The sequence below is a fragment of the Streptomyces sp. NPDC051569 genome (assembly GCF_044454085.1).
Classification (GTDB): Bacteria; Actinomycetota; Actinomycetes; order Streptomycetales; family Streptomycetaceae; genus Streptomyces.
In genome coordinates this window covers 1-13069 of sequence record NZ_JBITDJ010000035.1, presented here as the reverse complement: position 1 = coordinate 13069, position 13069 = coordinate 1, and the positions used below count along the sequence as shown (strand labels likewise).

General features: G+C 70.8%; 8 protein-coding genes and 2 pseudogenes. 4 read left to right on the top strand and 6 right to left on the bottom strand.

The window, feature by feature from the left end; genetic code table 11:
- Nucleotides 1-100: 100 nt before the first annotated feature.
- Both ACIBAE_RS28725 and ACIBAE_RS28720 read right to left on the bottom strand, forming a co-directional pair.
- Nucleotides 101-1158 (bottom strand): annotated as a pseudogene (locus ACIBAE_RS28725) (lactonase family protein).
- Nucleotides 1159-1232: 74 nt separating this feature from the next.
- The gene (locus tag ACIBAE_RS28720; protein ID WP_399291087.1) at nt 1233-2744 is read right to left on the bottom strand and encodes an FUSC family protein; all 1512 of its coding nucleotides are present in this window, start codon (nt 2742-2744) and stop codon (nt 1233-1235) included.
- Between the two features lie 279 nt (nt 2745-3023).
- Between ACIBAE_RS28720 and ACIBAE_RS28715 the strand changes: the two genes are divergently transcribed.
- Nucleotides 3024-3506: an Lrp/AsnC family transcriptional regulator gene (locus tag ACIBAE_RS28715; protein ID WP_399291041.1), complete on the top strand. Its 483-nt coding sequence runs from the start codon at nt 3024-3026 to the stop codon at nt 3504-3506.
- 97 nt (nt 3507-3603) lie between these two features.
- Nucleotides 3604-4293: pseudogene (locus ACIBAE_RS28710) on the top strand (HAD family hydrolase); the annotation flags it as partial.
- Between the two features lie 12 nt (nt 4294-4305).
- Here ACIBAE_RS28710 and ACIBAE_RS28705 read toward each other — a convergent pair.
- From ACIBAE_RS28705 to ACIBAE_RS28690, 4 genes are all read right to left on the bottom strand, one after another.
- Nucleotides 4306-5472, bottom strand: a complete 1167-nt coding sequence (locus ACIBAE_RS28705; RefSeq protein WP_399291038.1) for an ROK family protein — start codon at nt 5470-5472, stop codon at nt 4306-4308.
- Nucleotides 5473-5638: 166 nt separating this feature from the next.
- Entirely contained in the window at nt 5639-8929 is a 3291-nt protein-coding gene (locus ACIBAE_RS28700; RefSeq protein WP_399291035.1) for a PQQ-dependent sugar dehydrogenase, read from the bottom strand.
- 178 nt (nt 8930-9107) lie between these two features.
- Nucleotides 9108-10076, bottom strand: a complete 969-nt coding sequence (locus ACIBAE_RS28695) for a sugar phosphate isomerase/epimerase family protein (protein WP_399291032.1) — start codon at nt 10074-10076, stop codon at nt 9108-9110.
- 229 nt (nt 10077-10305) lie between these two features.
- Nucleotides 10306-11256, bottom strand: coding sequence for a hypothetical protein (locus ACIBAE_RS28690; RefSeq protein ID WP_399291029.1), 951 nt, complete (start codon nt 11254-11256; stop codon nt 10306-10308).
- A gap of 420 nt (nt 11257-11676) precedes the next feature.
- Here ACIBAE_RS28690 and ACIBAE_RS28685 point away from each other — a divergent pair, with 420 nt between their 5' ends.
- Nucleotides 11677-12099, top strand: a complete 423-nt coding sequence (locus ACIBAE_RS28685) for a YjbQ family protein (RefSeq protein WP_399291026.1) — start codon at nt 11677-11679, stop codon at nt 12097-12099.
- Nucleotides 12100-12649: 550 nt separating this feature from the next.
- Nucleotides 12650-12973, top strand: a complete 324-nt coding sequence (locus ACIBAE_RS28680) for a hypothetical protein (RefSeq protein ID WP_399291023.1) — start codon at nt 12650-12652, stop codon at nt 12971-12973.
- Nucleotides 12974-13069: the final 96 nt, after the last annotated feature.

Here is a 13069-nt window from a genome sequence, read left to right as displayed (position 1 = left end):
ACATGTCGACCCGGCGGGGGTCCGCCGGGCACCCTCCAGGGCGGTTGTACGGGGCCCTGACGGCCGGACGGACCCTGCCGTACGGAACAGGACCGCCGGCTCAGCCGAAGATCACACAGGAGGCCGCAGGGGCCTCGATCGATCCCGCGCGTACCGGGATGCCCGTCGCCGGGTCGATGTCGAACCAGGTCACGTCGCCGGAGTGCTCATTCGCGGCGTAGAGGCGGCGGCCCGTCGGGTCCAGCGCGAGATCGCGCGGCCAGCGGCCGCCGCACGCCACCGTGGTGACCAGCTCCGCCTTCTCGTACGTCTCGTCGAGCGCGAGGACCGCGATGCTGTCATGCCCTCGGTTGGCCGCCCAGACGAATCGGCCGTCCCGCGCCACGACCACTTCGGAGGCGTAGCTCCCGGTGTCCACGCCGGCGGGCAGCACGGGCGTCTCGCCGACCGGTTCGAGCACGCCCGCCGCCGCGTCCCAGCGACAGACGGTCAGCGTCGGTTCCAGCTCGTTCAGCACATAGGCATGGCCACCGGCCGGGTGGAAGGCGAGGTGGCGCGGCCCGCTGCCGGGGCGCAGCGCGCTCTCGCCGTGCGGGGTCAGCACGCCCGTGGCGGCGTCGAGGGCGCAGATCCGTACGGAGTCGGTGCCGAGGTCCACGCTGAGTACCCAGCGCCCGCTGGGGTCGGCCACCACCTGATGGGCGTGCGGACCACTCTGACGGTCCGGATCCGGCCCCGCGCCCTGGTGTCGCAGCACCGCGACGGCGGCCGCCGGGGCGCCGTCCTCCCGGACGGGCAGGACCGTGACGCTGCCCGAGCCGTAGTTGGCGGTCAGCAGATGGCCGGCGGCGAGGGTGAGGTGGGTGGGGCTCGCGCCGCGTACCGGTACGGGCTCCCCGATCAGCCGGGGTGTGCCGTCCTCGGCGTCGCGTGCCGGAGCCAGGAAGGCGGCCACCGCCCCGTCCTCCGTCTCGGAGACCGCGTAGAGCACGGACCCGTCGGACGACAGGGTGAGGAAGGAGGTGTCCGCGACGGCGTCGGTGGCTCCGCGTTCCGTCAGGGCACCCGTCCGCGCGTCCACGGCCATGGCGATGATGCCGCGGCCCCCGCCGAGGTGAACGACCCGATGAAGGCCCGCCCGTCGTTCCTGCCGCTCACAGTGTGTGTCCCCTCTTCGGCCCGCTGCTGTCCGGGGCGACGGTAGCAGGGGCCTCGAACGGGCCAGAGGCAGGTCAGGCGGGTACGAGAGGAGCGCGCGGCGCCGAGTGGAGCGGCGTGGAGAGGGCGTCGAGCGCCCTCTCCAGATCACGCAGATGGATCAGCGCCGCCTCGGCCCCGGGGTGCCCCGGTCCGTACTCCCCCACGGTGGCGGGGCGCAGCGGATCCGCGCCCGGTGGGGCGCCGGGTGAGACCAGTGCCTGTACGGCGGCCTCGACCCGCCGGCAGGCGGCGGCCAGCCTGGCGTCGTGCGAGGCGGCGGGGTCGGCGGCCACGGCGGCGAGACCGCGCACCTGACGGGCGCAGTCGTCGAGGAGGGCGAGCACCTGCCGGGCGCGTGCCTTGCGGGCCCGCAGCGGGCTGAGCGGATGGACGAGCGGCGCGAGCGACATCCGTACCCGGCCGAGCAGCGGCTCCAGCTCCCCGGCGAGGGGGCCCGGGTCCGCCTCCTCGTCCCCGGCGAGGCGGCGCGTGGCGGCCGTGGTGCAGTCGTGCACGCAGCGCAGGGCGCGCTGGATCCAGGCATCGGTCGCGGCATGGGTGGTGACGGGCAGGATCAGCGCGACCCCGAGCGCCGCGCCGAGAGCGCCCACGGCGGTCTCCTCGATCCGCAGCAGGAGCAGCCCGGGGTGCAGGACGCCCAGCAGGCCGTAGAGCAGACCCGCCATGACCGTCACGAAGAACATCATCCAGCTGTACGAGGGGGCGGCCGTGTAGAAGATCCCGAAGACACAGACGGCGACGAGGGCTGCGGTGGGCACGGGGGCGCCGGCCAGCGGGACCGCGATCAGCAGTCCGGCCGCGACGCCGACGACCGTACCGACGACCCGGCGCAGGCCGCGGACCAGCGTCTCGCCGCGCGATGTGGTGTTGACGAAGATCCACCAGGCCGCGCCGACGGCCCAGTACGAGCGGTCCTGGGAGAGCAGGTGCCCCACGGAGAGGGCGACGGCGCAGGCCACCGTGGCCTGGAGGGCCTGGCGGGTGGTGGGGCGGGCGAGTCCCCGGCCGGTGAGCGGGGCCGGGACGGCGGGCGGGGGCGTACGGCGTTCGACGCACCAGAGGCCGAAGCGGACCGTGGAGGACGCGGCGAGGGCCAGTGCCACCGCCGCGAACAGCTCCGGCAGCTGGGCGGGGAGCGCGTGCAGGAACTGGGTGACGAAGAACATCATGAACGCGAAGATCCCCAGCGCCTGGCCGCGCGGGCCCCACCGCCTGGCGTAGACACCGGCGAGGACGACGACGAGCCAGCTTCCGCCGCGCAGCAGGGGCTGTTCGTGGAGGGCGGTGGCCAGCGCGAGGACGGGGAAGCCGGCCACCGGCAGCAGCGCGGTGGTGCCGGCCTGGCCCCGGACCGTCGGATCGCCAACGGTGAAGAGCGCGAGGAGCGCGGCGAGGCCCGCGGTGATGGAGGCGGTGAGGGAGAGCCCGGCCAGTTCGGCGACGGTGACGGCGAGGCCGATGCCGACGACCGCCCGCGCGGAGACGCGCAGCCGGATCCGGCCCGGATCGGGGGCCACGAAAATCTTCCGGAGGCCGCGCGCGGACACCCACCGCGTCCGCCGGCCCCGCTCCCGCCGCACGACGGTGGTCGCGCGCCCTGTGCCGTACACCTGCAACCTCTCCGGACATGGGAAAGGCGCCGCGGGTCCGGGCCGGCGTCTTCGCCGCCCCGGCGCTACGCAGCGCCATCGACACCGAAAGGTAAACACCAAGGGGGACAGTGGCTCAACTCGATCGCGGCCGACTGGGCCATTGGTACAGTGAAGCGTCAGGCGATACGGATGGCGGGAGGCCAACGGACCATGGCGGTGGACGCGCTCGACACCCGCATCCTGCGGCTCCTCATCGAGCAGCCGCGCACCAGCGTGCGGGAGTACGCGCGGCTCCTCGGGATCGCCCGGGGCACCCTCCAGGCCAGGCTGGACCGGCTGGAGCGGGACGGGGTGATCACCGGCACCGGTCCGCAGCTGTCGCCGGCCGCCCTCGGGCATCCGGTGCTCGCCTTCGTCCATGTCGAGGTGACGCAGGGGCATCTCGACGAGGTCGGCGACGCGCTGGCCGAGATCCCCGAGATCATCGAGGCGTACTCGATCACCGGCGGCGGGGATCTGCTGACCCGGGTCGCGGCGCGCGACAACGGGCATCTGGAGGATGTGATCCAGCGGCTGATCCAGCTGCCCGGGGTGGTCCGTACGCGTACCGAGATGGCGCTGCGTGAACGGGTGCCGCACCGGCTGCTGCCGCTGGTCGAATCGGTGGGCCGGGCGGCCGGCGAACGACGCTGACCGGCCGGCCGGCTGATCGACCGGCTGACATGCCGGCCGACCCGGCCGACCCGGCCGACCCGACCGACCCGACCGACCCGGCAGCGGGTGCCTTGGCATGCTGGACCGCATGAGCTCTTCGCGCATCGCAGCGGTCATCTTCGATCTCGACGGAACACTCGTCGACAGCGAGCCGAACTATTTCGAAGCCGGGCGGCGGCTTCTCGCGCGGTACGGGGTGCACGACTTCAGCTGGGAGCAGCACAGCCGGTTCATCGGGATCGGCACCCGGGAGACGCTGGAGACGCTGCGTGAGGAGTACGGGATCGACGCGCCGGTCGACGAGCTGCTGGCCGGGAAGGACCGGCTCTACCTGGAGCGGGTGCGTGCCTCGACGGAGGTGTTCCCCGAGATGCGGAGGTTCGTGGAGCGGCTGCACGCCGACGGTGTACGGATGGCGGTGGCGTCCGGCTCGTCCCGCGCGGCCATCGAGGTGGCGCTGGGCGTCACGGGCCTGGACGCGTACTTCCCCACGACCGTGTCGGCCGAGGAGGTCGCCCACGGCAAGCCGGAGCCCGATGTCTTCCTGGAGGCCGCGCGCAGGCTGGGCGTGCCGCCCGCCGCGTGTGTGGTGGTGGAGGACGCCGTGCCCGGGGTCGCGGCCGCACACGCCGCCGGGATGCGCTGCATCGCCGTCCCCTATGTCCCGGGCACGGCGTCCGACCCGGTGTACGCGAGCGCCGGACTGCTCTTCCCGGGCGGCCAGGGCGCGTTCACGGCGCGAGCCGCGTACCGGTGGATCGCGGGGCAGGGTGGTATCTCAGGACTCTTCCCCGTAGGCGAGTTCGCTGGCCAGGAGCGCCGCACCGACCACCCCGGCACGGGACCCGAGCTCGGACATGACGATCGGCAGGTTCCCCGTGGCGAGCGGGAGTGAGCGTTTGTATACGACGCTGCGGATCTCGGCGAGCAGGAGATAGCCGAGCCCCGAGAGGCCGCCACCGATCACGATCATCGACGGGTTCATGAAGCTGACCAGGGTGGCGAGGACCTGTCCGACCCGGTGGGCACCGGTCCGGATGAGGTTGACGCAGACGTTGTCGCCGCCGGCGGCGCACTCGGCGACATCCACGGCGGTGAGCGTCCCCCGGGCGGCGAGCCGGGCGGCGAGGGCCGGTGACCGGCCGGAGCGGGCGGCCTCGGTGGCGTCCCGGGCGAGGGCGACGCCACCGAAGAACGCTTCCAGGCAGCCGGTGTTGCCGCAGGTGCAGACGGGCCCGTCCGCCTCGACCTGGATGTGCCCGATGTCGCCGGCGCAGCCCGCCGCGCCACGGTAGACGCGGCCGTGGTGCTGGACGCCGGAGCCGATGCCGCTGCCTATCTTGACGAAGAGCAGGTGGTCGGCGGTCCTGGCGACCCCGCTGTGCTGTTCGCCGAGGGCCATCATGTTGACGTCGTTGTCGACGACCACCGGGCAGCCGTGTTCCAGGGCGAGGGTGTCCCGTACCGGGAAGCGGTTCCAGCCCACCATGATCGGCGGGGACACGGGGACGCCTTCGCGGAAGCTGACCGGCCCCGGGAGGCCGATGCCGATGGCGTCGACGCGGGTGTAGTGGCCCTGGGCGCGCATCTCGTGCAGGAGTTCGCTGACGCGGTCCAGCACGACGACCGGTCCGGAACGGATGTCGGCGGCCTCGGAGTAGGAGGCCACCGGTTCGAGTCCGCCGTCGGTGATCTCGATGTCGAGCGAACTGGCGCCCAGATCGACGGCCGCGAAGCGGAGGCCGGGGTCGAGCTGGACGAGGGTGGAGCGCCGGCCGCCCCGAGAGGCGGCCGGTCCCGCCTCCAGGACCTTCCCGGCGGCGACCATGCGATCGAGTTCGGCGAGGAGACGCGGTCGCGGAACCTCTAATCTGTCCGACAACTGGGCTCGGGAGAGTGGGCCGTTGTCACGCAGCAGGCTCAGTACGCGGTACTGGATGTTCACGGGCTCACTTCCTCGGACGCCATCGGGATCGGCACCAGGATCGGTCGTCGAGGACGCAACTTTCACACATATTGCCAAAAGTTGTTTCCGCATTGACGAAACATGTGCGCGGGAGAGCGTGCTGCCCCGCCCGTACGGGCGGGGCAGCACGTTTCCGGTCAGTCGGTCAGGCCCCCTTCACGGCCCGTGCGTCACGCGCCAGGGCCGCACCCGCGGCCGCGTTCGGCACCAGTGCCGTGTCGCCGGCGGACTGGGCGAACGAGTCCAGGACAGCGGCGGCCTGGGCGGCCCGTCCTGCCTCGGCATGGGCGCGCGCCTGGTCGAGCCGGAGTGTCAGGCGCTGTTCGCCCTGCGCCGTGACCAGGCCGTCGGCACGCAACTGCGTGATCAGCTTGCCGAGTTCGGCGTACGAGGTGCGCGTGGTGAAGTGCACCGTCTTCGTAGTGGTGTTACCGGCCGCGTCGCGGGCCGTGACCTTGAGGTCATGGCCGCCCAGCGGCAGCTTCCACAGCTGCACCGGCTGCCCCGAGGTGACGGGGGAACCGTCCAGGGTGGTGGTCGCGGTGGCTCCGCCGGACACCGTGTCGGTGGCCGTGATCACCGGGGTGAGGCGTCCGGAGTCCCCGTAACCGCCGTCGGCGTCGACACCGGTGACCGTCACCGAGGGACCGGACTTGTCGATCCGTACGGCGATGCTTCCGATGTCGGAGACGTTGCCGCCGCTGTCGGTCGCCCGGTAGCGGACCGTCGTGAAGCCCTCCGTCGACAGCGTGACCGTCGAGTTCGCCGACAGCCAGGTCTTACCGCCGTCGAGCGAGTACTGCCGGCTGCTCACGACGCCGTTGTCGGTGGCCGAGACGGTCAGCGACACGTTGCCGGTGTACCAGCCGTTGCTGCCGGTGGGCTGCGCCGGGTTGAGCGCGGCGGTCACCGTCGGCGGGGTCTTGTCGGCGACGCCCGCGCCCTGGAAGGTCAGGGCGTCCAGGTCGACACCACCGGAGGAGGTGACGTACAGCTGGCCGGTGCCCGAAGGAGCCCCGGACAGACCGGTGGTGACTGTCTGCCAGCCGTCACCGGCCGGGATCGACACCGTGGCGAACGGCGCGGCGTCGGCGGAGTTCCACCGCAGGGCCAGCGTCCCGGCGCCGCTCGCGCGGGTCTGCACCGCGCTGATGCCCGCGAACGAGACCGGGTCGTAGGCGATCCAGTCACCCGCGTCGAAGGAGGTCAGGAAGCGTTCGCCGGACGCGGTGGCGTCGTCGGCGACCGTGACACCCTCGGCCGCGTCGTAGTGCTCGCCCTGCATGAGAGCCGGGTTGAGCACGACCTGGGCGTCGCCGGTGGCCGGCGGCACACCGCCCGCGCCCTTGTCGGTGTAGGTGATCCCGAGGACGCCGAAGACGTTCTCGGTGGCGCCGTGTCCGGCGTCGGCCGGGGTCACGATCGCGCCGGAGCAGCCGGTTCCGCTGTTGACGGGGTGGCCGTGCTGGTTGTGACCGAGGCCGAAGGTCCAGGCGACCTTGGCGCAGTCGATCGCGGCGCCGTCCTCGGGGTCGTTGATGTTGACGCCGTAGACCACGGCGTCACCCCAGTTGAAGAAACCGCCGTTGGGCGGTGAGGTGATCCCGACCTCCGGGGCGGTGTTGCCCACCGTGATCTGACGGCTGGTCAGTCCGGTCTTGCCCTGCGGGTCGGTGACCTTCAGCCGGGCCTGGAACTGGCCGTTGGCGGGGTAGGTGCGGGTCGCCGTGGGACCGGTGGCGTCGAAGGTGCCGTCGCCGTCGAGGTCCCACTGGTAGGTGAGGGCGCCGCCCTCCGGGTCGCTGGAGGCGGTGGCGTCGAAGGAGACCGTCAGCGGGGCCTGGCCGGAGGAGTGGTCGGCCTTGATGACGGCGGTGGGAGCCTTGTTGCCCTCGGCGTAGTCGATCCGGTAGAGACCCGCGTCGGGGTTCTGCCGGAAGAAGCCGTCGCCGTAGTCGAGGACGTAGAGCGCGCCGTCCGGACCGAACTCCAGGTCCATCGGGTTGTCCCACTGCGGGATGCCGTTCTCGGACCGCTCGCTGTTGGGGAGGACGTTCTCCAGCTTGGTGACCGGTCCGTCCGGGCCGGCCAGGGTGAGGGCCGCGACGTAGTCCTGGGAGAACTCGCCGAGGAACGCCTTGCCGTCCCAGTACTCGGGGAACTTGCCCGGCGCGGGATTGTCGGCGTCGTAGTGGTAGACCGGACCGCCCATCGGGGCCTGCCCGGTCGGGCCGCCCGGTCCGCGGAAGGCGGTCAGCTCGGGCCAGGGCTGGTCGCTGTCCTTGTCGCCGTACCAGAGCGTGGCCGGGGTGGCCGGGGGCAGCTGGGTCAGGCCGGTGTTCCAGCGCGAGTCGTTGACCGGCGCGGCGCAGTCGAAGGCCGGCCCCGGGGTCAGGGTGGCGAAGTCGAAGTCGCGGTAGGGGTGGGTGTTGTCACCGGTGCAGAACGGCCAGCCGCTGTTCATGGGCTTGCTGGTGGTCTGCCACTCGACGTATCCCATCGGGCCGCGGTTGGGGTCGGCGTTCCCGGCGTCCGGGCCGTAGTCGCCCCACATCACGGCGCCGGTCTTCTGGTCGACCGCCATCCGGTACGGGTTGCGCAGGCCCATCACGTAGATCTCGGGACGGGTCTTGGCGGTGCCGGGGGCGAACAGGTTCCCTTCCGGGATGGTGTAACTGCCGTCCTCCTGGACGTGGATACGGAGGATCTTGCCCCGGAGGTCGTTGGTGTTGCCGGAACCGCGGCGCTCATCGAGACCGGGGTTGTAGGTGGCGGCGTCGTTGATCGGGGTGTACCCGTTGACGTTGGGGCCGGACGCCGGGGTGTTGCCGCCGGTGGACAGGTACAGATTGCCCTGCGCGTCGAAGTCCGCGTCTCCGGCGACGTGGCAGCACTGGCCCCGGTTGGTGGTGACCCGGATGATTTCCTGCCGGGTGGAGAGGTCCAGTTTGTCACCGGTCCACCGGTAGCGGGCGAGGGTGTCGTACCCCTCCCACTGCTTCCAGTACGAGTCGTCCTGACCCGCCGGCAGCCGCTCCGGCGCCGAGCCGGCCGGGGTGTCGAGCGGCGGCGAGTAGTAGAGGTAGACCCAGTGGTTGGTGGCGAAGTCCGGGTCCAGGGTGACGGTCTGGAGCCCCATCTCGGAGTTCTGGTACACGTCGAGGTGGTTGACGACCGTGGTCGTGCCGCGGCCGGGGTCGGTCAGCCGCAGATCGCCGTTGCGGGCGGTGTGCAGGACGCGGCTGTCGGGGAGTACGGCGAGGTCGATCGGCTCGCCGACCTCCTTCGTGAGGGTCGCCTTCTCGTAATTCGCCCAGTCGAGGGCGTGCTCGTGGTCGGGGTGCGCTTGCGCGGCGGGCGCGACGGCCACGGCGCCCAGCGCGGGCAGGGCCGCGAGCAGGACGCCGGTGATCAGGCGTCTCAGGGTACGGTGCACGGGGATGCGTCTCCTTGGTCGCTGGCGGTCAGGAGGGTGCGCGGCCGGGGCCGGCCCGCCGACCGCACCGTTGGAGCGGTGCGGTGTCACGGCGGGCCGGGCCCGGCTGATGTGCGGGAGTCGGGACAGTGCTGCTTCGAGCTGGTTCTTGCTGCTTCTCGCTGCTCCTATGTGCGGGTCAGCGGAGCAGTTGTGTCAGTGCCGCGAAGCTGCGGTCGGCAGCCCCGAGCGAACCGGGCGTGCTGGGAAGGGTGTTGGGACCGGTGTCCTGCTCCCAGATACCGATGTGGCTGTCGCGGGGACCGATGTCGCGGATGAACTTCTCGTACGGCAGGTCACCGGCACCGAACTCGACGATGTCATAACCGTCGGCCTTCGACGGGTTGGCGTCGCCGTCCTTCATGTGGAACAGCGGGTAACGGTAGGGCTGGTTGCGGACGTAGGCGGCCGGGTCGAACCCGGGCCACCTGTGCTGGCCTACGTACGCCCAGAAGATGTCCATCTCCAGGTAGACGTAGCGCGGGTCGGTGTTCCTGAGGAAGACGTCGTACAGCCGCACCGACGGCTGGTCGGTGGCGAAGGCGAACTCGCCCGCGTGGTTGTGCTGGTACAGCTTGAGGCCGCGGGCGGTCGCCGCCGCGCCCCAGGCGTTGAACTCCTCGGCGGCGCGGAGGTAGGCCGCGACCGTGTTGGTGTTCGACGGGGCGTTGGCGGTCCCGAGGTGCGGCATGCCGAGGATCTGCGCGGCGTCCAGCTCACCCTGGAGGTTGTCGCGCAGGTTGGTGAGACCGACGTGGCTGCCGACCGCGCGGAGCCCGTTGTCGTCCAGCAGCTTGCGGATCTCCTGGAGGGTGATCTGCCGGCCCAGGATCGAGGTGTTCTGGGTGTACCCGGCGAACTCGATCTCCTTGTAGCCGATACGGGCCAGCTCGGACAGGACCACGGCGAAGCCGAGCGAGGTGACCTTGTCGCGGACGCTGTACAGCTGGATGCCGATGCGCTCCTTGGGGATGGGCACGCCGGTCGCGGCGGCGGCGGGCACGGCCGCCGCCATCCCGGTGACGGAGGCGGCGGCGATCGCCACGGTGGTGCCGGCGGTGGCGCGCAGGAAGTCCCTGCGGTCGAAGGATTTACGCAGATGACCCACGGTCACTCCTGGGTGATGGGGCGAAGAAGGGTGGGATGCGGTGCTGTGCTGCCGGGTGTGCTGTGATGCCGGGCGCTGTGCTGTGCTGCCGGGCGCGTGCCGTCGCGGGCCCGGCGGTCGCCGCCGCGCGGCTCCCGGGGGCTCCGCGACATGCGTGCGGCAGGCGGCGTCGGGCCGGCGGCCCGTCAGGGGCGGCGGCCCGGCCCGTCAGGTCCGGCCGGCCGGACCGTTACAGCGAGGAGTCGCCGGCCGCGCGGGCTTCGGCCCGTGCCTCGGCGGCGCGCTGCGCCACCTTCTCGGCGAGGCCGGCCCCACGGTCCTGCGGAGCCGCCTTGGCGGAGCGGGCGGCGGACGCCGCGGGAGCGGTCTGCCCGGTGATGCCACCGCGGACCCGGGCCAGGTCACCGACCTGGAGCACGGGGCTGTTCCCGGTGGCGGTGAGCGCGCCACGGACGATCGCGTTGTCCAGTACGGCGGTCGCGGTGTTGCCGGTCACCCCGAGGTTGCCGCCGAAGTACGTGGCCCCGGCGCAGGAACCGAGCAGGCCGCTGCCGCCGAGCTGAAGCGTGTCCGAGTTGTTCTTGTATACAGCGTTGCCCTCGACCTCACTGGCGCACAGGACACCACCGAGGGAGTTCCCGCTCACCGTGAGCGCTCCCTTGACGGTGCTGTCGTAGACATCGGTATACAGGCTCCCCTCGCTGGTGAGGGCACCGCTGAGGGAGCTGCCGGAGACGTACAGCTCGCCTCTCGTGGCGCTGACCGTCCCGCCGAAGGACGAGTCCACGGCGTAGACGAAGCCCTGGGTGGCCGTGATCCCCGCCTTCGCACTGCTGTTCTGCAGGTGCGTCCCGAAGGCGGCGGTGGTGGTCAAGGCACCCTTGACGGTGGTGTCGGCCAGGTCCAGGTAGGCGTTCTGACCCACGTTGACGGCGCCGTTGAAGGTGGCACCCGAGGCGACGAGGTCGGCTCCGGCCTCCACCGTCACGGTGCCCTTGACCTTGGTACCGGTCAGCGTGCACGACTTACCGGCCGGTACGACCAGGTCGCCGTTGACGGTGACGGCTCCGCCGTCGCCGACGCAGGTGGTGTAGAGCGCCGCCTGTGCGGAGCCGGCGAACGCCACCAGACCTCCGGAGGCCACCAAGGAGGCCGTGGCAATGAACGTACGGATCTTCATATCGCTTCCCTTCTGCTGCGATCACGACCGCGTCGGTGGCGCGGCCGGGTGCCCCGCCCATCGACGGGGGTGCTGCAGTTGCGTGACCAGCGACCGCCACAACGGCGGAACGCAGCGCCTCGGGCCGGGCGAGAGCCCGACCGTGGGGGGGAGACGGAGAAAACCTCGTGTGCTGTCCGGCGTTCGGATGAGCGCCGAGCGGCTCTGGCGTTACTGCGACGAAACACTTGCCTGGCAGGCCGAGACACTAAGACGCCGCGTGAGGACTGTCCAGAGGTTTGGTGCGAATCTCTTGAACTTCCTCATGATCCGTCAAAAGATAGGTGCGAACGGAGAATTGACCTCAGCGCTCCCGTGCCCTGATCCTTGACCGGCGCGGCCGTCTCGGCGGGAGACGGGCCTTCGGGCGAGGATGGACGCATGGCTGACACCTTCACCACCCGGACCATCGACGTGACGACCGGCTCCACGGAGAACGTCCACGACCTGACCGAGGCGTGCGCGTCCTTCCTGCGGGAGGCGGCCCAGGGGCGGGACGGTCTCCTCAACGTCTTCACACCCCACGCGACGGCCGGCCTGGCCCTGATCGAGACGGGATCCGGCAGCGACGACGACCTCCTGACGGCCCTGCGGTCCCTGCTCCCCGCAGACGACCGCTGGCAGCACCGCCACGGCTCCCCCGGCCACGGCCGGGACCACGTCCTCCCCGCCATCGTCCCGCCGCACGCCACGCTGCCCGTGATCGGCGGGGAGCTGGAGCTGGGCACCTGGCAGTCGGTCGTCCTGGTGGACACGAACCGCGACAACCCGGAGCGTCAGGTGCGGCTGAGCTTCCTGGGCTGATCAGGACCGCTCTCAGGCATCATGCCGTCGATTCTCCGTACCACGCGTGCGCGAACGGAGAGAAACCCCGAAGCGGTTGTTCAGGGCATCCGTTCCAGTCATGACTTTCTGTTGACGGAAGCAGACGACCTCGTAGGCCTACTGCTGTCGAAAGCCGATCGCATCATGTCCGGCGAGATGTTCGTCGGCCGGTACGTCGCCCCGTACGAATCTCGCCTTGTCACAAGGGCGGTGACCGGGCCGAATACTCGTCCCGGCGGTCCGTGGGCGCCTCGCATGCCAGGGGTGCCCACGGTTGTTGCCCCACCCGTACCTCTCGCGGAGATCCCGGCCTGGACCGCCCGCGATCGGGGCCCTACCGGCACTGCCGCACAGGGCCTTGTCGCCGTGCGGCCGCTTCCTCCAGGTCGATTCGCAGCCCGGGGGCAATCGCCACCCCGTACGGCTACTGTGCCAGTGACCCTGTCAACTGCACGGGCCTTGACGGAAACTGGGTTTCAGCTTCAAAAAGATATTCAAGGATAACTTTCGAAAACGGAAGGTAAATGGCGTGAAGCGATTCCAAGCAGCCGATGTGCCAGGCCACGCGGAATGCGCACCCTTCTTCCTCCCGGAAGCGGACGATATGGTATACGTCTCCAAGGGCGTCATGAAGGGAGAGCCGGTCGCAAGTGTCTGCCTGGACGAGGATGGTGATTGGCAATTCTTCGCCCTCAGCGACCGAAACCGAGTGCGCCAGGGAAGGCCGAAAATCTCCCACTTCGGCCATTTTCTGGCCAGTGATGCGTCACTGGCGGACATGCCGATGCTCCCGATTAGTCATTGGTCTGTGCGTGAGGGCATCGGGCAGGCGTGGGAGGTATTTTCAGACTGACCTAGTGTCTCGTGATTCCGTCAGCATTACTTGATCTTGTGTGGCAGGGTCTCTTGCTATGGAGCTCTCCGTGGAACAGGCCGCCGAGTTGCGGGA